Source organism: Micromonospora sp. NPDC047670 (assembly GCF_043204915.1).
GTDB lineage: Bacteria > Actinomycetota > Actinomycetes > Mycobacteriales > Micromonosporaceae > Micromonospora.
This window is the reverse complement of sequence record NZ_JBIDDA010000004.1, coordinates 463,255-482,402: the sequence shown is the minus strand read 5'-3', so window position 1 is coordinate 482,402 and position 19,148 is coordinate 463,255. Positions and strand designations below refer to the sequence as shown.

Below are 19,148 nucleotides of genomic sequence, written 5' to 3'. Positions count from 1 at the left end.
CCCCGGCAGCCATTTCTTTTGGACCGCTGCTTGTCAGGTGTCTGCCGCCGCTCCGGGGAGCGAAGGAGAACAGATGAACAGCGGAGCACGAATCGGGCTTGCCGTGGGTTTCGGCTATCTGCTCGGCCGCCGGCGCAAGCTGCGTACCGCCCTCACCCTGGCAGCCGCGGTCGCGGCCGGCCGCGCGAGCCGGGAGCCCGGAGGGCTGCTGAAGGCGGGCGGCAACCTCCTCCAGTCGTCCCCCCACCTGACCCACCTGGGCCGCCTCGGCGGCCCGCTCGCCGCGGCCTCGAAGGCGGCCGCGACCGCCGCCGCCGGGAGCGGCATCGACGCGATCAGCGGCAAGCTGCGCGGCTCGGCCGACGCGCTGCGCCGCAAGGGGGGTGCCGGCGCGCCCGCCGACCGACCGGACGGCGACGACTCGCCCGACGACAGGTCGGACGACGGGGACCGGCCGGACCGGGACGTCGACGCCGACACCGACGCCGGCCGGCGGGGGCGGTGACCATGGCGGACACGACGAACTCCGGCGGCCTCGGCGACAAGGTCCGGGGCCAGCTCGCCGGCGAGGCGCGGAACCTGGCGAGCGCCCTCGGCGAACGCGCCGTGCAGGTGGTGACCGAGCGGATCACCGGCGCGACCGGTCGGCTCAGCGACTACGCCAGGCAGGGCGGCGGTCCCGGCCTGATCGCCGCCGCGACGGGCGCGCAGAAGCTCGCCGAGGGCGGCTCTCCGGTCAAGGCGATGGTCCATGCCGGGCTCGCCGGCGGTAAGGAGAAGGTGATGGCGGCTCTCGGCAGGAGCGGCAAGGGCGGCAAGGGCGGCGGCAAGAAGCTCAAGGTCACCAACATCGTGGAGGCGATCGAGGTCGGCGTGCCGGTCCGGGTCGCGTACGACCAGTGGACCCAGTTCGGCGACTTCCCGAGCTTCATGAAGAAGGTCGAGAACGTCGACACCGAGGCGGACGAGAAGCTGACCTGGAAGGCGCAGGTCTTCTGGTCGCACCGCACCTGGGAGTCGACCATCGTCCGGCAGATCCCGGACAAGTTGATCCACTGGCGCTCCAAGGGCGAGAAGGGCTCCGTCGACGGCACCGTCAGCTTCCACGAGCTGTCGCCCGACCTGACCCGGATCCTGGTCGTGCTCGAGTACCACCCGCAGGGGCTCTTCGAGCACACCGGCAACCTCTGGCGGGCCCAGGGCCGCCGCGTCCGGCTGGAACTCAAGCACTTCGTCCGGCACGTGATGACCCAGACGGTCCTCGACCCGGACTCGGTGCAGGGCTGGCGCGGTGAGATCGAGGACTCGCAGGTGGTCAGGGACCACGAGACCGCCCTGCGCGAGGAGCAGGAGGAGCGCGAGGGGCAGGAGGAGCGCGAGCAGCGCGGCCGGCGCGAGCCCGAGCCGGAGGAGGAGGCGGAGGAGCAGCCGCGCGAGGAGCGCCGGCCCGCCGAGCGCGGCCGCCGCCGGCCGCCCCAGCGCCGCCGTCCGGCCGAGGAGGAGTACGAGGACGAGTACGACGAGGGCGAGTACGACGAGTACGACGAGGAGGAGCCGGAGGAGGAGGAGCAGCCGCCGCCGCGTCGCCGCGCCCCGGAGCGGGCCCGTCGCCCGCAGCCCCGGGAGGAGCCCCGGGCCCGCGAGGAACCCCGGGCGCGTCGTGCCCCGGAGGCGCCCCGCCGACCCGTGGTCCGCCGCCGACGGGAGGAGCGCGAGTGACGATCGCGACGAGTGAGGGTCAGGCCGGCGGCGCCCTGGAGCGCGGTGGGGGGGGCTCCAGCCTGGCCGACGTCGTCGAGACGGTGCTGGACAAGGGCGTGGTGATCGACGCCCAGGTGTCGGTCGCCGTGGTCGGCATCCAGTTGCTGGAGATCAACGCCCGGATCGTCATCGCCAGCGTCGAGACGTACCTGCGTTTCGCCGAGGCGGTCGACCGGTTCGACATCACCCCGAAGAACCAGAAGGGACTGCCCGACCTGGTCGAGGGGGCCTCCGGGGCGGTCGGGGCCGGCAAGGCGGCATCCGGGATCGGCCGGACCGTCGGCGCGATCGGCGGCGCGGTGAAGGACGCCGTCGACGGACTCGGCTCCGACCGGGACCGCGACCGGGACCGACCCCGGCGGCGCCGGGACGAGGAGCGCTGAGATGGCCGAGGAGACCGGACTGTTCATCTACGGCATCGTGCCCTCCGACGTGGAGCCGACCCAGGACGCCGCCGGGGTCGGCGACCCGCCCGGGGAGGTGGCCGCGATCCGGCACGGGGAACTGGCCGCGCTGGTCAGCGAGGTGAGCCTGACCGAGCCGATCGGCCGGCCGGCGGACCTGACCGCGTACCAGGAACTGGTGGACGGCACGGCGGCCGTGGCCCCGGTGCTGCCGGTGCGCTTCGGCACGGTGGTCACCGGCCCGGACGCGGTGGCCGACCTGCTGGAGGCGCACCACGACCGGTTCGCCGCCGCCCTCGACGAGTTCGAGGGCCGGATCCAGTACGTCGTGCACGGCCGCTACGACGAGCAGAACCTGATCGCGGCGGTGCTGGCGGAGCACCCGGCCGCGGCCGAACTGGCCGACCAGGTGCGCGGGCAGCCGGAGGCGGCCACCCGGCCGCAGCGGATCCGGCTCGGCGAGATGATCAGCCAGGCGGTCGAGCTGCGCCGCGAGGCGGAGAACCGGCAGCTCGTGGACGCGCTCGGTTCGGTCGTCGTGGCGAGCGCGCCCCGACCGCCGAGCAACGAGCTGGACGCGGCGAACGCCGCCTTCCTGGTCGAGCGGGACCGGGAGGACGACTTCGTGGCGGCCGTCGAGGAGTACGCCGAGCAGCGCCGGGAGCTGATCCGCACGCGCCTGCTCGGCCCGCTGGCCCCGTACGACTTCGTCAGCGCGCACCAGTTGGCGGAGTGACGGGTGGACATCCTCTGGACGCTGCTGACCCTGCCGTACGCGCCGGTGCGCGGGCTGACCGCGGTGGTCAGGGTGATCGCCCGGGAGGCCGAGTCGCGGCAGCGCAACCCGGTCGACGTCCGGCGCGAGCTGGAGGCGCTGGACGCGGCGGAGGCCGCCGGGGAGATCACCGCCGCGGAGCGGGACCGGGGGCAGCAGCAGGTGCTGACGCGGCTGACCGGCGGCGCCGGCCGGCCGGCGCCGCCCCGGGCCCGGGTCCAGGACGGCGAGCAGGGCCGGGGCGGCGATCCGGCCGGGGACGCCGTCGGGGCCCGCCGGGGTGCCGGCGGCCCCCGACGGCGGGCCGGCACGGAACGGGCGCGGCGGGTGCCGCGCGACGGTGGCGAGGGAGGTGAGCGGCATGGCGGACCGGATCCGCGGCGACGGCGGCCGGGCGCGTAGCAGGGAGCCGGACGACGACCGGTACGACGACGAACGGTACGACGAGGAGGAGTACCTGGAACCGATCTCGGCCGCCGAGGCCGCCCGCGAGGGGATGCGGCAGATCGTCGAGCTGACCGGCCGCGACCCGGTGGGGACCACCTCGCTGAAGTCGGTGCGGGACGGCTGGCTGGTCGGGGTGGAGGTGATCGAGGATCGCCGGATCCCCGCCTCCACCGACCTGCTCGGCCTCTACGAGGTGGAGCTGGACCTGGAGGGCGGCCTGCTCGGCTACCGGCGGGTGCGGCGCTACCAGCGCGGGAAGGGCGAGGTGGGTTGAGATGACCGTGCAACCGCCACCGGTGGTGCAGAACTCCGGCCAGGTGCTGCCCGCCGGGCACGAGCCGGCCAACCTCGGCGACATCCTGGAACGGGTGCTCGACCGGGGCATCGTGATCGCCGGCGACATCCGCGTCAGCCTGCTCGACATCGAGCTGCTGACGCTCAAGCTGCGGCTCGTCATCGCCTCCGTCGACACGGCGCGGCAGATCGGCATCGACTGGTGGGAGCACGACCCGTGGCTCAGCTCGCGGGCGAGGCCCCCGGTCGAACCCGGCCCCCGCGACCCGGAGCAGGTGGAGGCGGAGCGCCGCCCCCGGGTCGCCCGGCGGGCCGCCCGGAGGGAGGAGTGGGATGAGCTCGACGGCTGACCTCGCGCCCGCCGGCCGGACGGCGCGCCCGGACGCTGGGGTGTGGCTGCACGGCGTGGTGCGGGAGGCCGACCCGGCCCTGCTCGCCGCGACCCCCGGGATGGACGGCGCGCCGGTACGCGCGGTGCCGGCCGCCGGGCTGGTCGCGGTGGTCAGCACCGCCCCGCTGGCCGAGTACGGCGAGGAGGCGTTGCGCCGCAACCTGGAGGACCTGGCCTGGCTGGAGCGCGCCGCCCGGGCGCACCACGCGGTGGTGGCGGCGCTGTCCCGGGCGGGCGCGGTGGTGCCCGCCCGGCTGGCCACGGTGCACCACGACGACGACCGGGTGGCGGGGCAGCTCGCCACCCGCCGGAGCGAGCTGACCGCCGTCCTGGACCGGCTCGCCGGTCGGGACGAGTGGGGCGTGAAGGGCTACGTCGTGCCGGGGGCCACGCCCCGGAGCGCGGAGCCCGCCGGGCCGGGCGGGGCCGGGGCGGCGTACCTGCGGCGACGCCGGGCCCAGCTCACCGCCCGCGAGGAGGGGCAGCGGATCGCCGCCGACGCGGCCTGCGCCGTGCACACGGCCCTGGCCGGGCACGCGGTGGCCGCCCGGCGGCACCCCCCGCAGGACCGCCGGCTCTCCGGCGCGCCCACCGCCATGGTGCTCAACGGGGCGTACCTGGTCGAGCAGGTCACGCTCGCCGACTTCCGCCGGTTGGTCGACGCGCTGGCCGGCCGGCATCCGGAGATCCGGTTGGAGTTGACCGGCCCGTGGCCGCCGTACTCCTTCGCGGAGCAGCGTCCGCCCGAGCCGGCGCTCACCGTCCGGGAGCCGGCGTGCTGACCGCCCGGGAAGCCGGCGTGCCGACCGCCCGGGAAGCCGGCGCGGCGACCGCCCCGCAACCGGGCGTGCCGATTGCCCCGGAACCCGGCCGGGGGCCCGCGTGGTGACCACCTCGCTCGCGCCGAGCAGCGCCGACGACCCGCTGGCCTACCGCCCGGTGGCGCTGGTGGACCTGCTGGACCGCGTCCTCGCCACCGGCGTGGTGATCAGCGGCGACATCACCATCGCCATCGCCGACGTCGACCTGGTCCGGATCTCGCTGCGCGCCCTGGTCGCCTCCGTCGGCGCGCTCGCCCCGCCGGAGCTGCGGGACGCCGCCCCGGCCGACGCCCTTGCCCCGGGCTGCGGACCGCCCCTCCCGGCGGGTCCACCGCAAGGCGCCACGGGGACGCCGGGAGCGCCCGAATGACCGCGGCGGGCGGCGGGCCGACCGCCGCGCCGGATGGCGCCGACGGTCCCGGACAGGCCCGCGTGGCCGGTCGGGCCGGAGACCCCGACGGTCGGGGCGGGGGTGCCGGCCGGCGCGACGAGGCGGCCGAGCTGGCCGCCGCGCTCGGCGACACCCGGTGGCAGGCGCCCCGGGTCACGCCGCTGGACCGGCGGCTCGCGGTCGACCGGGACTCCGTCGAGCGGGGACTGGCCAGCCTCGTGCTCACCGTGATCGAGCTGTTGCGTCAGCTCATGGAGCGGCAGGCGCTGCGCCGGGTCGACCTCGGCGACCTCACCGAGGAGCAGGTCGAACGGATCGGCACGACGCTGATGGCGCTGGAGGAGCAGATGACCGGGCTGCGCGAGTACTTCGGCCTGGCGCCCGAGGACCTGAACCTCGACCTGGGGCCCCTCGGCCCCCTGCTGCCGACCGACTGACGCCCGCCGGCCCGGCGTCCCTGCGCGCTGGCGATTCGTCTACGACATCAGCTCGACAGCGTCCCGGCGGGCATACCCGGCCCCGCCGTCGCCGAGCCGGCCGTCAGCCGGGGCGCTTCTCGGCGTACGCGGCGAGCCAGGCGACCTGGGCCGGGTCCAGGGACGGACGGACCCGGGCGCGGGCGGCCGTCACGTGCGCGGCGGTGACGGTGGAGGCGGTCAGCGACTCCCGCATCGCGGCCAGCGCCGCCTCCCGCACCAGCGCGGCGCAGTCCGCCGCCGAGAAGCCGTCCAGCTCCGCGCCCAGCGCCGCGAGGTCCACCTCGGGTGCCAGCGGCACGTTACGCGCCGAGGCGCGCAGGATCTCCGCCCGCGCCGGCCCGTCCGGCGGCGGCACGTAGACCAGCCGCTCCAGCCGCCCGGGGCGCAGCAGCGCCGGGTCCACCAGGTCGGGCCGGTTCGTCGCGCCGACCACCACCACGTTGCGCAGCGTCTCCACCCCGTCCAGCTCGGTGAGCAGCGCGGCGACCACCCGGTCGGTGGTGCCGCCGTCGGTGGCCTGGCCGCGTACCGGGGCGAGCGCGTCCACCTCGTCCAGGAAGACCAGCGTCGGCGCGGCCTCCCGGGCCCGGCGGAACAGCTCGCGGACCGCGCGCTCGCTCTCGCCGACCCACTTCGACAGCAGCTCCGCCCCCTTGACCGAGAGCACGTTCGCCCGCCCCGACCCGGCCAGCGCGGTGACCAGGTAGGTCTTGCCGCAGCCGGGCGGGCCGTAGAGCAGCACCCCGCGGGGCGGCCGCACGCCGAGCCGGGCGAACGTGTCCGGGTAGGTCAGCGGCCACAGCACCGACTCCGTCAGCGTCTCCTTGACCTCCGTCAGGCCGCCCACGTCGTCCAGGGTCACCGCGGCCAGCTCCAGGGTGGACGCCGCCATCGTGGTCGGCCGGACCACCTCCAACGCCGCGGCGAAGTCCGCCATCGCCACCGTCGGCGTCTCGGCCGACTTCTGCCGCAGCGCCGCGCGCACCCCGGCCTCGCGGACCAGCGCGGCCAGGTCGGCGGCGACGAAGCCGGGGGTACGCCCGGCGACCTCGTCGAGCCGCACGTCCTCGGCGAGCGGGACCTGCCGGGTCAGCACGGTCAACTGCTCCCGGCGCAGCGCCGCGTCCGGCAGCGGGACGCTGATCCGCAGCGAGAGCAGGTCCGGCCCGCTCAGCGCCGGGTCGACGGCCTCGGGCCGCCCGGTCGTGCAGACCACCGCCGCCCCCGCCCGGACGGTCTCGGCGACCACCTGACGGAACACGGTCGCCACCGGCCCCGGCCCGTCGGCGGGGGCGAGCGCCTCCACGTCGGTGACGAGCAGCACCGCGGGGCCGTCCGCCTGTGCCGCGGCCGCGGCCGCCCGCAGCCGGTCGGCGGCGGCCTGGTTGGTCAGCGCGGCCACCTCGGGCGCCCAGAGCGGGCAGACCCGGGCCCCGACCTGGGCGGCCACCGCGCGCACCAGCGCCGCCTTGCCCGAGCCGGCCGGCCCGGCGACCAGCACGCCCAGCGAGACGGTGGTGCCCAGCCGGCCGAGCACCTCCCGGTGGTGGAAGCCGAGGTCGAGCAGCTCGGTCAGCTGTTCGGCCTGGGCCCGCAGTCCCGGCAGTTCGTCCACCGAGGGGGCGGCCTCCGCCTCCGCCCGCGCGTCGTCGTCGCGCGCGGGACGCGGCCCGCCGGGGGCGCCCGCCCACCCGTGACCCGCCGGGGCGGAGGGCCCCGCGCCGGGTCCGCCCGCCGCGCCGACGGAGCCGTGGGTCGCCGGGCCGTGCTCCCAACCGACCAGGGTGTCCATGGTGACCAGCGAGCCGTCCGGCTCGGCGTCGGCCACGGTGAGCAGGGTGCTGGTCCAGGCGTACCCGACGCTGTCGGAGAGGCTGCGCCGGGCGGCCTCCACCAGGCTGCGCACCGAGGCGTCCGGCAGGACGTCCTGCGGCAGCAGCGACACGTCGTCCCCGGTCGTCACCACCTTGCCGAGCAGGGCCAGCCGGAGCATCTCGGGGGACACCACCGCGGCGATCTGCGCCGGGCCGGCGAGGACCACCCGCCGGGCGGCGGTGACCCGCAGGGGGCTCACCGTGACCTGGCCGCCGTCGCGGACCCCGAGGTTGCCCAGCATGAGGTCGTCGGCGTAGAGCAGGGCGGTGCTGGCGGTCGGCTCGGCCGGCACGACGACGCCGGCGGTCACCCGCCGGCCGGCCAGCCGCACCGGATCGCCCGGGCGCAGCGCCAGGGCGGTGAGCGCCTCCGGGTGCAGCCGGACGATGCCGCGTCGGGCGTCCAGCGCCGCCGGCCGCAGGCTCGCGGTCAGGGTCAGGTCGGGTTGCGCCACCGCCCGACCCTAGCCGCCGCCGTCACCCCACGCGTCTCCCCGGCGGATCAGTTCGGCCAGCCGCGCCGCCGGGTCCGGGCGCACCCCCTCCTGGCCGGGCGTCCAGGCCGGCACCGTCTTGGCCGACATCGGCCACGCCGGCGGCGGTACGGCGGGTGCCTCGGTGTCGACCGTCACGCCCGTGCCGGTCCAGGCGACCCGCAGCGGGTACGCCTGCCCGTCGTGCTCGACCCGGACGGTGACCGCCATGCCGGGGTGACCCGCCACCACGCGCCGGACGGCCTCGGCGACCTCCGCCACCGGGTCGCGGGGCTCGCCGGTCCGCCGGGTGTCGGCCCAGCCGGGCCCGGCGTTGCGGCCGTCGCCCCGGCCGTCGGCGCGGCCCGGAGCGGCCCCGTTCTGCCCGGCCGGCGCTCCCGGCGCCGCGGTAACCTTCCCGTCCGCCGCGCCGCCCTGCTCGGCAGCCCGCCGGCGCAGCGCCTCCTCGCGCCGGGCCAACCGGGCCAGCGTCTCGTCCAGTCCACCTCTCATCACGACCACCCCTTCACGTGAAACGGGTCGAACCGCCGGCCGGTTCAGGTCTTCCTCTCCCGGGTGGCCCGGTCCAGCGCGCGGTCCAGGACGACCAGCAGGGCGTCCCGCACCGAGAGCCGCTCCCGGGCGTCGAACTGCACCAGGGGCACGTGGTCGCCGACGGCCAGCGCCCACCGGATGGCGTCCAGGTCGTGCGCCAGCCGCCCGTCGAAGGCGTTCACCCCGACCACGAAGGGCAGGCCGGCCCGCTCGAAGAAGTCGATCGCCGGATAGCAGTCGTCCAGCCGGGCGCTGTCCACCACGACGAGCGCGCCGAGCGCGCCGCGGGCCAGGTCGTCCCACATGAAACCGAACCGGGCCTGCCCCGGCGTGCCGAACAGGTACAGCTTCAGGCTGCGGTCGATGGTGACGCAGCCGAAGTCCATCGCCACCGTGGTGGTGGTCTTCGCGGAGCGGACGCCGGGGTCGTCGATGCCGATCCCGGCGCTGGTCATCTCCGCCTCGGTGGTCAGCGGGGCGATCTCGGAGATCGCGCCGACGGTGGTGGTCTTGCCCACCCCGAAGCCGCCGGCGATGAGGATCTTGACCGGGATCGGCGGCGCGGGACGGGGCACCGGGGCCGTCCCCGACGCGCCCGCCGGCCGGTACGGCGGCGGGGGGACCGGCGCGGCCCGCCCGCTCGGCGGTGCCTGCGCCGGGGAGCCGTACCGGGCGGTGGCGCTGTTGGCGGCGAGGCCGCCCTGCGGGGCGACCGGCCATTCAGGAGATCGCACGGAGTCCATCAATCACTCGCAGGATGATGTCGGGGTCGAGGGCGTCGGCGCCGTCGTGCACGTCCAGGTGGCCCGCGGCGCGGAGGTCGCCGACCAGCACCCGCGTCACGCCGAAGTGCAGCCGGGTCCGGGCGGAGATCTCAGCGACCGAGATCGGCTCGCCGCAGAGCGAGACGATCGCCTGCAACTCGGGCGCCAGTCGGGTGAGCGGGGTGGCCCGCTCGGCCGCCAGCCGGGCGGTCACCTGGGTCTCCAGCCCAATCGCCGGGTCGGCGCCAGCCACCCGCCCGGCGGTGAGCACGAACGGGCGCGGGCCGGCCGGCCCGCGTGGCTCGGGCTCCGGCGCGGGCGGCACCGCCGGCGGACCGGGGCGGGCGTCGTCCGCGAGCGGCGACCGCAGGTAGGGCCGGATCCGGACCGTCGGCTCCGGGTCCGGTCCCTCGCCGGGGACCTCCGGGGTCATTGCTGGACGGCGTTCTTCAGCTCGGCGATCAGCTTCGGCGTGAGGGCGCCGCCGGCCCGCCCGGCGAAGAGCGTCATCTCGTACGCGACCGTGCCGAGGTTCGCGGACCGGTCGGCGACCACCCCGAGCACGGAGCCGCTGCTGATCGCGCTGATCAGCAGGTAGCCCTCGGCCATGTCCACGATCACGCGGTTCAGCCCGCCCAGGGCGTACCAGCTCGCGGCGCCGCCGGCGAGGCTGGTCATGCCGGAGACCACCGCGGCGAGCCGCTCCGCGTTGGACCGGTCCTTGATCGCCGACATGGCCATCAGCAGCCCGTCGGACGAGACCGCGATCGCCTCCAGCACGCCGGCCGTGCTGGAGGTGAAGGAGTCCAGCAGCCAGTTGAAGGTGCGCGCCTCCGGGCTGAGGTCGCCGGGCGTCGGGTGCGGGTGGTCGACGTTGTCGTGCAGGAAGGGGCTGGTCACCGTGATGATCCCTCTTCGTAGCGGCGGTCTTGGCTGACTTCACGCAGAGCACGGGCGACGCCCGCCTCGAACTCGGTGAGCAGGTCGCGGACCTCGGCCGGGTCGCCCGGGTGCGGGCTGGTCGGCGGGCTGGGCGGGCACGCGGTCAGGTTGGCCCCGGGCACGCGCCGGGTCAGGCCGGGGCGGACCGGACCGGCCGGGAGGCGCCCCGGTCCGACCGGCGCGTCGACCGCGACGGACGGCGCGCTGATCTTTTGCTGGGCCGTGCCGCCGGCCGCTGCGCCCGGGGCGGCGGGGTCCGGCCCGGCGCCGAACGCGTCCCAGGACTCGCCGGACTCCATCGTCCGGGTGGCGCGGCTGAGCAGCGCCGCGTCGAACCCCGGCCCGGGGCCGTCCGGCGCGGCCGCGACCACCGATCCGGCCCGCGCGGCGTCGGGTGCGGCGACCGGGGTGCGCCGGTCGCGGGCGGGCACGGCGGCCCGGGCCACGGTCGCCCCGGCCCGCGCGTCGTGGTGGACCACCAGCGCCGTCTGCGGGATGTCCAGGTGCGCGGTCACCCCGCCTCCGGCCGTCGGGGCGAGCCTCACCGTCCAGCCGTGCCGGCGCGCCAGCCGGCCCACCACGAAGAGCCCCAGCACCTCCGTCGGGGCAAGGTCCAGCCGTTCCCGGCGGGTGAGCCGGGCGTTCTCCTCGGCCAGCCGCTCCCGGGACATGCCGATGCCGCGGTCCACCACGCTCAACCGGGCCCCGGCGCCCGTCGGCTCGCCGCCCACCGTGACGCGGGTGTGCGGCGGGGAGAAGACGGTGGCGTTCTCCATCAGCTCGGCCAGCGCCAGGACGAGGTCGCCGACGACGCCCGGCGCCACCGAGACGCCCGGCGGGACCTGCACGTCGACGCGGGTGTAGTCCTCGATCTCGCCGAGCGCCAGCCGGACCACGTCGCCGAGCGGCACCGGCGCCACGTGGGGGTCCGCGCCGGCCGAACCGGAGAGCACCACCAGGCTGCCGGCGTTGCGGCGCAGCCGGCTGGAGATGTGGTCGAGTCGGTAGAGGTGCTCCAGCCGGCCGGGGTCGGTCTCCTGCCGCTCCAGCCGGTCGATCAGCGCGATCTGCCGGCCGACGAGGTTCTGCGTACGCCGGCCGACGTGACCGAACATCTGCGCCACGTTGCGCCGGCCGGCCACCTGCCGTTCGACCAGCCGGGCCGCGGTGCTCTGCACCCGGTCGAAGGCCCGGGCCAGGTCGCCGATCTCGTCGCGGGCCCGTACGTCGACCGGGTCGAGGCGGATTGGCGGGGCGCTCTCGGCCTCGTCGTCGGCGACCCGGGTCAGCTCCGCCTCGGCGACGTGGGCCACCCGCTCGGCCGAGCGCGTGAGCCGGGTCAGCGGCCGGGCCACCGTCCGGGCGACGGCCGCGCTGAGCAGCAGCACCACGGCCAGGACCAGCGCGGCCACCCCGCCGACCAGGTACGCGGCGGTCAGCGCGCGCCGCTGCTGGCTGGTCACCTCGGCGATGACGTCCGCGACGATCTTCTTCTCGATGAACTGCCCGAGGGTGATCATCGAGCGGACCGACGGGAAGAGCGCGTCCAGCGGCACGTTCCTGATCGCGCCGGCCGGGTCGAGCACGCTCGTGGTGAGGAAGTCCGCGCTGGTGCGGGCGGCCACCGCCGCGTCGTTCAGCGCCGCCAGCTTGAGCTGCTCCGCCGTGATCAGGTTGCGGAACCGCTGGTTGTCCACCCGGAGCGCGGCCATGCAGGCGACGTACGAGGCGGTCGACCGGGGGGTGCCGGTCGCCTTCACCAGCACGATCAGGGTGGCGCAGGCGCCCAGCCCCTCGTCGGCGCGGAGCAGCCCGTCCAGGGCCAGCACCTGCCGCCCGGCCGCCGTGTCGGTGTCCACGCCGAACGGCAGTCGCAGCGACTCGATCAGCGCCCTGTTGACCGGCCCGTAGGCGTCCATGATCTGGTCCGGGGTGGCCGTCCCGGCGAGCACCGCCGCCCGCAGGTCGGTCAGGCCGCGTACGCCGTCGAGGGCGTCGGCGACCCGCTGCGGCAGCAGGTCTGCCCCGGCGGCGCGCAGGTCGGCGACCCGGTCGTCCACGGTGGCCGTCCGCTGCACGAGTTCGGTGCGGGCGACCCGGCCGAGCAGCAGGCCCACGGAGAGGACGCGCTCCTGTTGCAGGTCCTGCACGAGGGTGCCGATCCGGCTGGCCACGCGGACCCGGTCGGCGATGTCGCCGGCCCGCTGCGCGGCGGCCACCCGGTCGAGCACCACCGGCACGGCGAGCCCCACCGTGCTGAGCAGCGGGATGACGACGAGCAGCGCGAGCTTGGCCCGGATCCGGAGCCTACCGAGCAGCATCGAAGGGCCCCCACTGCGCGCGCCCGGGCTCGCCGACCGGCCCGGCCGGCTGGAGCTGGCGCGGGTCGCCGTCACGGGTCGGCGGCTGCCACGGGGTGTCCGCCGCCGGGGCGTCGGGGCCCTCCTGCTCGCGCCGGCCCTCCGCCGCGCGTCGCCGGGCCCGCCGGGCGGCGGCGAGCCAGACCGCGCCGAGCGCCCCGCACAGCAGGACGGCCAGCACCCCGGCTGCGACCGTCAGCCGGCGGTCCCGGTCCAGGCCGTCGGCCCGCTCGGCGAGCAGGGCGTCGAGTTCGCCCAGGATGACGGGCTGGAGCAGCCGGGCCGCGGCCTGCGCGTTGAGCCGGGCGCCGGCGACCTGCGCCGGATCGACCACGCCGCTGCGGCCGGCGGGCGCTGAGTGGGCCGCGAGCGCCTCCACGGCGCGCTGGTAGGTGTCCAGCGGGGTCAGCACGTTCGGGCCCAGGTCGGTGCTCGCCGAGCTGTCCACCGCCGCCCGCAGGTCGGCGACCAGGTCGCCGGCCGGGGCGAGGGCGGCCACCCGGAGGGCCGCCAGTTCGCCCGTGGTGCGGTCCCGGTCGGCGGCGGCCCGGCGGGCGGCGAGCACCGTCAGGTCGGCCAGCCGCCCGGTCGCCACCACCGCCTCGGGCAGGTCCCGGCCGGCGGCGTCCTGGAGGAAGAAGGAGTCCGACCGGGGGTCGCGGACCAGGCCGGAGGTCTCCCGGACCTTGCGGTGCAGCGCCAGCAGCAGGTCGGTCACCTCGCCGTACGCGGCGAAGGCCGCCTCCGGATCGGCCGGTCCCCGGTCGCCCAGCGCCTCGATCTTGGCCCGCAGGCCGGCCCAGCGCTCCTGGCTGCGCAACTCGCCCCCGACCCGCGCGTCGACCGAGGCGGCGGCCTCGACCGCGCGGGTCAGCGCCGCGCCGGAGGCGGGCCGGGCGGCGACGGCGGCCGACTGGGCGTCCACCAGCGCGTCGGTGACCGGGGCGAGGGCCCGCAGGTACTGCACGCCGAGCCGCTCCCGGGCGGCCAGGTCCCGGTCGTCGCCCGTGAGCCGCCAGGACTGGGCGAACAGCAGGGCCAGCGGCGCGAGCAGGACGACGAGGAGCAGCAGCGGCAGTACGCGGCCCGCCGCGGACGGCCGCCGACGGGCCTGCGGCGCGGGGACTGTCATGGTCTGTCTCCTCCGGCGGGAGCGGGGGATCGGCGGGTGTCGGGCATCGACGGTGAAGTCCCGTCCACCGGACCGGAAAAGTAACCGACCGGCGAGTAGATGTTCTTGGCGTAGAACAGTCAGTTTTGCGTCATGAAGCGCGATGTGACCGTCCGTCCGTGCGGCAGCCACCCTGTGTGCCGCGTCAGAGAACGACATGGATGGATCGGAGCGGATTTCCGCGGAACATCGGAATTCACATGATCCGAATTCATCTCTCTGGGGCGGTCCGGATCCGCGGCGGTCGCACCGGCCGGGCCGCCGATCGGACCAACCGGACGGACGTACGGAGGATCTCAGCCGACGCTCAGGATCCGGCCCGTACCGTGTGCCGCATGAGATCGCCGTTCTCGGCCGCGTGGATCCGACGTGCCCTGCCCACCCGCCGGCGCGCGGTCGCCTCGGCGGCGGCCGTCGTGCTGCTCGGCGCCGCCGTGACCTGGGCGGTCCTGCCGCAGGGGCCGGACGTCCGCATCGAGGCGGCGATGCTGGCTGTCCGCTCCGGGCCGACCGGCGACCAGCCGGTCGACCTGGACACCACGCTCTACCTGCCGGAGGGCGCCTCGGCGTCACGCCGGGTGCCGGCGGTGCTGCTGGCGCACGGTTTCGGCGGCACCAAGGAGTCCGTCCGCGCCGACGCCGAGGAGTTCGCCGGGCGCGGCTACGCGGTGCTCACCTGGACCGCGCGGGGCTTCGGCCGCAGCGGTGGGCAGATCCACCTGGACCACCCGGACTACGAGGTCCGGGACGCCCAGCGCCTGCTGGACTGGCTCGCCGCCCGCCCCGAGGTCCGCACCGACGCCGCCGGCGACCCGCAGGTCGGCGTCGTCGGCGGCTCGTACGGCGGCGGCCTGGCACTGCTGCTGGCGGCGCAGGACCAGCGCGTCGACGCGATCGTCCCGATGATCACCTGGAACGACCTGTCCCGCTCCTTCCTGCCGGAGAGCACCGGGAAGCAGCCCACCGAGGGCGTGTTCAAGTCCGGCTGGGCCGGTCTCTTCTTCGGCGGCGGCGGAAACGTCGGCTCCGGGCCGGTCGGGCTCTCCGGGGCCGGCGCGGTCCGGCCCGAGGGGGTGTCCGCCTCCCCCGGGCCGCCCAGCCCGGGGCCGGGCGCCGGCCCGGGGACGGCGCCGGGGACCGCGCCGGCCGGGGCCGCCGACCCGTCGTGCGGCCGGTTCGCCGCCGACATCTGCGCCGCGTACCTGCGCATCGCCACCACCGGCCGGGCCGACCAGGCCGCCGTGGACCTGCTGCGCCGCTCCAGCCCGGCCGGCGTGCTCGACCGGATCAAGGCGCCCACCCTGCTGGTGCAGGGCGAGGCGGACACCCTCTTCCCGCTCGCCGAGGCGGATGCCAACGCGCGCGGCATCGCCGCCGCCGGCACGCCCGTGCGGGTGGCCTGGTTCACCGGCGGGCACGACGGCGGCGAGGGCCCGAAGACCGATTCGGACCGGGTGAGGTTCCTGACCGTGCAGTGGCTGGACCACTACGTCAAGGGCGAGGGTGAGGCCCCGGGGGACGGCTTCACCTGGTCCCGCATCGCCGGCTTCGACGCCCTCGACCGGGGCCTGGTGGCGACCGGCTACCGCACCGCCGACTACCCGGGCGTCGCCGGCACGGCCCGCCGGGACGTTCCGGTGGCCGGTCCGGCCCAGCCGGTGGCCAACCCGCCGGCCGGCAACCCGGCCGCCATCTCCTCGGTGCCCTTCGCCGGCGAGCTGTCGTCGCTGCTCGGCGGCGTGGCGGGGGACATCCCCGGCCAGCACGCCCGGTTCGAGTCGGAGCCGCTGGCCGAGGCGGTGGACGTGGTCGGCGCACCCACCGTCGACATCCGGGCGGCGTCGCCGACCGGCGAGGCGGTGCTCTTCGTCAAGCTCTACGACGTCGACCCCAACGGCGCGGCCACCCTCCCCAACGGCCTGGTCGCCCCGGTGCGGCTGACCGGCCTGCCGCGCGCGGTCGAGGCGGCGCGGCCGGTCACCGTCACCCTGCCGGCCATCGTCCGCCGGATCGAGGCGGGGCACCGGCTGCGCGTGGTCGTGGCGACCTCCGACCAGGCGTACGCCACCCCCGTCGAGCCCACCGTCCACACCGTCGCGGCCGGCGGCGCGGTCAGCCTGCCGACCGTCGCCGGCGACCCCATCCCCACCACGGCCACGGTGTGGCGCTGGGTGCTGGCCGCCCTGGTCGCCGCGATCGCGGTCGGGCTCGTCGTGGTCGTCGCCGTGGCCCGCCGCCGGCACCGCCGCCAGGACAGCTCGGTGCACCCGGCGTACGCGGGCGTCCCGCTGGCCGTGCGGCAGCTCCGCAAGGAGTACGCGGACGGCTTCGTCGCCGTCTCCAACGTGGACTTCGAGGTGCACCCCGGGCAGGTGGTCGGCCTGCTCGGCCCGAACGGCGCCGGCAAGACCACCACGCTGCGGGTGCTGATGGGCCTGACCCAGCCCACGGCCGGCGAGATCTACGTCTTCGGGCACCGGCTGGTGCCCGGCTCGCCGGTGCTGTCCCGGATCGGCGCGCTGGTCGAGGGGCCGGGCTTCCTGCCGCACCTGTCCGGCCTGGAGAACCTGAAGGCGTACTGGCGGGCCACCGGGCGGCCGGCCGAGGACGCGCACTTCGACGAGGCCCTGGAGATCGCCGGTCTGGGCGCCTCCGTCCACCGGAAGATCAGGAACTACAGCCACGGCATGCGGCAGCGCCTCGCCATCGCGCAGGCCATGCTGGGTCTGCCCGAGCTGCTGGTGCTCGACGAACCGACCGACGGGCTCGACCCGCCGCAGATCGCCGAGATGCGCCGGGTGCTCCAGCGCTACGCCACCGACGGCCGCGCGGTGCTGGTCTCCAGCCACCTGCTGGCCGAGGTGGAGCAGACCTGCACCCACGCGGTGGTGGTCAACAAGGGCCGGATCGTCGCCTCCGGCCCGGTCGAGGAGATCGTGGGCGAGTCGCCGAGCGTGCTCTTCGAGGTGACCGACCCGGCGGCCGCCCGGGCGGTGCTGGACCGGCTGCACGGGGTGCGGGTGCTCCCCGACGGCGAGGGTCAGCTCGTGGTGGACACCAACGGGACGGCCCGCAGCGAGGTGGTCGCCGAGCTGGTCCGGGCCGGCATCGGGGTGGACCGGGTGGTGCCCCGGCGCCGCCTGGAGGACGCGTTCCTCGCCCTGGTGGGCGAGAACTCTCGGGGAAGCGGGGACCGATGATGGCGGAGACGTCACCCACGGTGGGGGCGGCGGCGGGCTACCGGCCGTCGGCCACCCTGCCGTTCGGCGCGGAGTTCCGGCGGCAGGCCTCCCGGCGGCGTACCCAGCTCGCCCTCGGGTTCATGGTCCTGTTGCCGCTGATCATCCTGATCGCGTTCCAGTTCGACACGGGCGACGACGAGGACAACGGGCGCGGGGAGTTCGGCAGCCTGGTCGAGTTCGCCACCTCGGGCGGGCTGAACTTCACCCTCTTCACCATCTTCGTCTCGGCGTCGTTCCTACTGGTCGTGGTGGTGGCGCTGTTCTGTGGCGACACCGTCGCCAGCGAGGCGAGCTGGGGCAGCCTGCGCTACCTGCTCGCCGTGCCGGTGCCCCGGGCCCGGCTGCTGACGGTGAAGCTGCTGGTCGCGCTCGTCTACTCGGCGCTGGCGCTGCTGCTGCTCGCCGGCACCGCCCTGCTGATCGGCACCCTGCGCTACGGCTGGGAGCCGCTGCGCAGCACGGTAGCGGCCCAGCTCGAGCCGGGGGAGGGGCTGCTGCGGCTGCTGGGCGTGCTCGGCTACCTGGCCGTCGTGCTGCTGGTGGTGGCCGGCCTGGCGTTCCTGCTGTCGGTGGTCACGGACGCCGCGCTCGGCGCGGTCGGCGGCGCGGTGCTGCTCTGGATCCTCTCCAGCATCCTGGACCAGATCACCGCGCTCGGCGCGCTGCGGGCGTTCCTGCCGACGCACTTCAGCACCGCGTGGTTGGGCCTGCTGTCGACGCCGGTGCAGACCGACGACGTGGTACGCGGCGCGATCTCCGCGATCAGCTACGCGACGCTGTTCTGGGGGCTGGCGTTCTGGCGCTTCACCCGCAAGGACGTCGTCTCATAGCAGCGGCGCCGACCGGGAGGGCGTCGGCACGTCCGGGGAGGCTGTCTCCGTCGCCGGATCGGCCTTCTTCCACGCGCTCACTCCGAGTCGCCCGGTGTTGCCGAGGTCGATCGGGCCGTCCAGGTCGAGGACCCGCGCGGGCCGGCCCACGGCCGGTGCGACCTCCAGGCGCTCACCGTGGGTGGCGGTCACGGTCGCGTCGGTGACCAGGTTGCGCCACAGCACGGCGGCACGGGCCCGTTCCCCAGGCCGCAGGGTCAGCGCACGGGGCGGCTGGTCGAAGCCGGAGGTGATGCCGGTCGCCCCGTTGACCACCTGGACGGGGATCGGCGTTCCGTCGGCGTCGAACAGCCGCAGCGCCGGGTAGCCGTGGAGCGGGTATGGCCGGGTGCCGCAGTTGACCAGTTCCAGGCCGAGCGCCCGCAGCCCCATCGCGGCGTCGGTGCCGAGCGACCTGATCCGGACGCCCTCCTCCGGGCAGCCGGTGGTCGCCTCGGGCCGGGAAGGCGTCGTCGGTGCCGTCGGGCCGGGTGTCGGTGCCGTCCGGTCGGTCGCCGGCGAGCAGGCGGCCAGCAGCACGAGGCCGGTGATCGCGAGCCCGACCGCGCGAGCGCGACCCGGACGCGCGCCGTCGAGGTGCGGCGCGGAGCGGTGCGTCGGGCGTGCCATCAGCCGATCATCGCACCGGTCGGCTGTCGCCGGTGGTCACGGACGCCGCGCTCGGCGCGGTGCACGCAGGAACGTCACTAGCTGATCAGCGTGCCCGCCGGCCGTCGGTGGCGCGCCGGACCACCTCGGCGGCGGCCAGCCGCCCGGCCGCCCGGTTGATCGCCGCCGACGAGTCCACGTCGTGGACCAGGAGGCGGCGCAGCACGACCCGGACCGGGGGCGGCTGTCCGCCGCAGAGCCGAGCCAGCTCGGTCCGCATCCCGTCGGCGAAGCCCTCGACGCACTCCTGGCGCAGGTCGGCCGGGCCGGGCGGTCGCCCGTCGAACCGTGTGGTGAAGGCGTACGTCGGATGCGGCTCGACGTCGGCGAGCACGACGGCGATCCCGCCGCAGGCCGTCTGGGTGCCGTGCCGCACGTGCACCGCCCGGATGGCTGTGGTCCAGTCCGGTTGGTCGGTCATCGCTTGATCATCGCACCGGCCGGGTGACCCGGCGGACGGCTCACG

General features: G+C 76.2%; 19 protein-coding genes and 2 pseudogenes. 12 read left to right on the top strand and 9 right to left on the bottom strand.

Going from position 1 to position 19,148, the window contains the following annotated elements; translation table 11 throughout:
• The first annotated feature begins 73 nt into the window (after positions 1-73).
• From ACGF7U_RS13450 to ACGF7U_RS13405, 10 genes and pseudogenes are all read left to right on the top strand, one after another.
• Positions 74-505, top strand: coding sequence for a hypothetical protein (locus tag ACGF7U_RS13450; RefSeq protein ID WP_393106104.1), 432 nt, complete (start codon positions 74-76; stop codon positions 503-505).
• Positions 506-507: 2 nt separating this feature from the next.
• Entirely contained in the window at positions 508-1,719 is a 1,212-nt protein-coding gene (locus tag ACGF7U_RS13445) for an SRPBCC family protein (RefSeq protein ID WP_393106102.1), read from the top strand.
• A 35-nt stretch (positions 1,720-1,754) separates the two neighbouring features.
• A pseudogene (gene gvpJ / locus ACGF7U_RS13440) lies at positions 1,755-1,931 on the top strand (gas vesicle protein GvpJ); the annotation flags it as partial.
• A gap of 214 nt (positions 1,932-2,145) precedes the next feature.
• On the top strand, positions 2,146-2,901 hold the full coding sequence (locus ACGF7U_RS13435) for a GvpL/GvpF family gas vesicle protein (protein WP_393106100.1): 756 nt from the start codon (positions 2,146-2,148) through the stop codon (positions 2,899-2,901).
• Between the two features lie 3 nt (positions 2,902-2,904).
• Positions 2,905-3,342 carry a gas vesicle protein GvpG gene (locus ACGF7U_RS13430; RefSeq protein ID WP_393106098.1) on the top strand — a complete coding sequence of 146 codons (438 nt, stop codon included), beginning with the start codon at positions 2,905-2,907 and terminating at the stop codon, positions 3,340-3,342.
• The gene (locus tag ACGF7U_RS13425; protein ID WP_393106096.1) at positions 3,302-3,661 is read left to right on the top strand and encodes a gas vesicle protein; all 360 of its coding nucleotides are present in this window, start codon (positions 3,302-3,304) and stop codon (positions 3,659-3,661) included. The genes ACGF7U_RS13430 and ACGF7U_RS13425 overlap by 41 nt, the downstream gene beginning before the upstream one ends.
• A 43-nt stretch (positions 3,662-3,704) precedes the next feature.
• A pseudogene (gvpJ, locus tag ACGF7U_RS13420) lies at positions 3,705-3,860 on the top strand (gas vesicle protein GvpJ); the annotation flags it as partial.
• 154 nt (positions 3,861-4,014) lie between these two features.
• Positions 4,015-4,854, top strand: coding sequence for a GvpL/GvpF family gas vesicle protein (locus ACGF7U_RS13415; protein ID WP_393106094.1), 840 nt, complete (start codon positions 4,015-4,017; stop codon positions 4,852-4,854).
• A gap of 103 nt (positions 4,855-4,957) precedes the next feature.
• Positions 4,958-5,263, top strand: coding sequence for a gas vesicle protein (locus ACGF7U_RS13410; protein WP_393106092.1), 306 nt, complete (start codon positions 4,958-4,960; stop codon positions 5,261-5,263).
• Positions 5,260-5,721 carry a gas vesicle protein K gene (locus ACGF7U_RS13405; protein ID WP_393106090.1) on the top strand — a complete coding sequence of 154 codons (462 nt, stop codon included), beginning with the start codon at positions 5,260-5,262 and terminating at the stop codon, positions 5,719-5,721. The genes ACGF7U_RS13410 and ACGF7U_RS13405 overlap by 4 nt, the downstream gene beginning before the upstream one ends.
• Positions 5,722-5,824: 103 nt before the next feature.
• Here ACGF7U_RS13405 and ACGF7U_RS13400 read toward each other — a convergent pair whose 3' ends face one another.
• From ACGF7U_RS13400 to ACGF7U_RS13370, 7 genes are read right to left on the bottom strand one after another with little or no spacing between them, the layout of a single operon-like run.
• Positions 5,825-8,092 (bottom strand): AAA family ATPase, encoded by a 2,268-nt coding sequence (locus tag ACGF7U_RS13400; RefSeq protein ID WP_393106088.1) that lies wholly within the window; start codon positions 8,090-8,092, stop codon positions 5,825-5,827.
• A 9-nt stretch (positions 8,093-8,101) separates the two neighbouring features.
• On the bottom strand, positions 8,102-8,623 hold the full coding sequence (locus ACGF7U_RS13395) for a hypothetical protein (protein ID WP_393106086.1): 522 nt from the start codon (positions 8,621-8,623) through the stop codon (positions 8,102-8,104).
• 44 nt (positions 8,624-8,667) lie between these two features.
• Positions 8,668-9,408: an ATP/GTP-binding protein gene (locus tag ACGF7U_RS13390; RefSeq protein ID WP_393106084.1), complete on the bottom strand. Its 741-nt coding sequence runs from the start codon at positions 9,406-9,408 to the stop codon at positions 8,668-8,670.
• A complete protein-coding gene (locus tag ACGF7U_RS13385; RefSeq protein ID WP_393106082.1) occupies positions 9,386-9,862 on the bottom strand; it encodes a DUF742 domain-containing protein in 477 nt (158 codons plus the stop codon). Before ACGF7U_RS13385 ends, ACGF7U_RS13390 begins: the two co-directional genes overlap by 23 nt.
• Positions 9,859-10,329, bottom strand: coding sequence for a roadblock/LC7 domain-containing protein (locus tag ACGF7U_RS13380; protein ID WP_393106080.1), 471 nt, complete (start codon positions 10,327-10,329; stop codon positions 9,859-9,861). Before ACGF7U_RS13380 ends, ACGF7U_RS13385 begins: the two co-directional genes overlap by 4 nt.
• A complete protein-coding gene (locus tag ACGF7U_RS13375; RefSeq protein WP_393106078.1) occupies positions 10,326-12,692 on the bottom strand; it encodes a nitrate- and nitrite sensing domain-containing protein in 2,367 nt (788 codons plus the stop codon). The genes ACGF7U_RS13380 and ACGF7U_RS13375 overlap by 4 nt, the downstream gene beginning before the upstream one ends.
• A complete protein-coding gene (locus ACGF7U_RS13370; protein ID WP_393106076.1) occupies positions 12,679-13,863 on the bottom strand; it encodes a hypothetical protein in 1,185 nt (394 codons plus the stop codon). The genes ACGF7U_RS13375 and ACGF7U_RS13370 overlap by 14 nt, the downstream gene beginning before the upstream one ends.
• A 374-nt stretch (positions 13,864-14,237) precedes the next feature.
• On the opposite strand from ACGF7U_RS13370, the gene ACGF7U_RS13365 reads away from it, so the two are divergent.
• Together ACGF7U_RS13365 and ACGF7U_RS13360 are read left to right on the top strand one after the other, a co-directional pair.
• Positions 14,238-17,102: an alpha/beta fold hydrolase gene (locus ACGF7U_RS13365; protein WP_393106074.1), complete on the top strand. Its 2,865-nt coding sequence runs from the start codon at positions 14,238-14,240 to the stop codon at positions 17,100-17,102.
• Entirely contained in the window at positions 17,099-17,974 is an 876-nt protein-coding gene (locus ACGF7U_RS13360; RefSeq protein WP_393106072.1) for an ABC transporter permease, read from the top strand. The genes ACGF7U_RS13365 and ACGF7U_RS13360 overlap by 4 nt, the downstream gene beginning before the upstream one ends.
• Here ACGF7U_RS13360 and ACGF7U_RS13355 read toward each other — a convergent pair.
• The gene (locus tag ACGF7U_RS13355; protein WP_393106070.1) at positions 17,969-18,643 is read right to left on the bottom strand and encodes a DUF4232 domain-containing protein; all 675 of its coding nucleotides are present in this window, start codon (positions 18,641-18,643) and stop codon (positions 17,969-17,971) included. The two genes, ACGF7U_RS13360 and ACGF7U_RS13355, sit on opposite strands and share 6 nt — an antisense overlap.
• Before the next feature lie 85 nt (positions 18,644-18,728).
• A complete protein-coding gene (locus tag ACGF7U_RS13350; protein WP_393106068.1) occupies positions 18,729-19,103 on the bottom strand; it encodes a hypothetical protein in 375 nt (124 codons plus the stop codon).
• Positions 19,104-19,148: the final 45 nt, after the last annotated feature.

Excerpts from the sequence above, each read along its gene's own strand:
- ACGF7U_RS13355 (WP_393106070.1), bottom strand. The coding sequence starts at position 18,643 with ATGGCACGCCCGACGCACCGCTCCGCGCCGCACCTCGACGGCGCGCGT.
- ACGF7U_RS13415 (WP_393106094.1), top strand. The coding sequence starts at position 4,015 with ATGAGCTCGACGGCTGACCTCGCGCCCGCCGGCCGGACGGCGCGCCCG.
- ACGF7U_RS13375 (WP_393106078.1), bottom strand. The coding sequence starts at position 12,692 with ATGCTGCTCGGTAGGCTCCGGATCCGGGCCAAGCTCGCGCTGCTCGTC.
- ACGF7U_RS13370 (WP_393106076.1), bottom strand. The coding sequence starts at position 13,863 with ATGACAGTCCCCGCGCCGCAGGCCCGTCGGCGGCCGTCCGCGGCGGGC.
- ACGF7U_RS13385 (WP_393106082.1), bottom strand. The coding sequence starts at position 9,862 with ATGACCCCGGAGGTCCCCGGCGAGGGACCGGACCCGGAGCCGACGGTC.
- ACGF7U_RS13350 (WP_393106068.1), bottom strand. The coding sequence starts at position 19,103 with ATGACCGACCAACCGGACTGGACCACAGCCATCCGGGCGGTGCACGTG.
- ACGF7U_RS13445 (WP_393106102.1), top strand. The coding sequence starts at position 508 with ATGGCGGACACGACGAACTCCGGCGGCCTCGGCGACAAGGTCCGGGGC.
- ACGF7U_RS13365 (WP_393106074.1), top strand. The coding sequence starts at position 14,238 with ATGAGATCGCCGTTCTCGGCCGCGTGGATCCGACGTGCCCTGCCCACC.
- ACGF7U_RS13390 (WP_393106084.1), bottom strand. The coding sequence starts at position 9,408 with ATGGACTCCGTGCGATCTCCTGAATGGCCGGTCGCCCCGCAGGGCGGC.
- ACGF7U_RS13360 (WP_393106072.1), top strand. The coding sequence starts at position 17,099 with ATGATGGCGGAGACGTCACCCACGGTGGGGGCGGCGGCGGGCTACCGG.
- ACGF7U_RS13450 (WP_393106104.1), top strand. The coding sequence starts at position 74 with ATGAACAGCGGAGCACGAATCGGGCTTGCCGTGGGTTTCGGCTATCTG.
- ACGF7U_RS13405 (WP_393106090.1), top strand. The coding sequence starts at position 5,260 with ATGACCGCGGCGGGCGGCGGGCCGACCGCCGCGCCGGATGGCGCCGAC.
- ACGF7U_RS13425 (WP_393106096.1), top strand. The coding sequence starts at position 3,302 with ATGGCGGACCGGATCCGCGGCGACGGCGGCCGGGCGCGTAGCAGGGAG.
- ACGF7U_RS13435 (WP_393106100.1), top strand. The coding sequence starts at position 2,146 with ATGGCCGAGGAGACCGGACTGTTCATCTACGGCATCGTGCCCTCCGAC.
- ACGF7U_RS13395 (WP_393106086.1), bottom strand. The coding sequence starts at position 8,623 with ATGAGAGGTGGACTGGACGAGACGCTGGCCCGGTTGGCCCGGCGCGAG.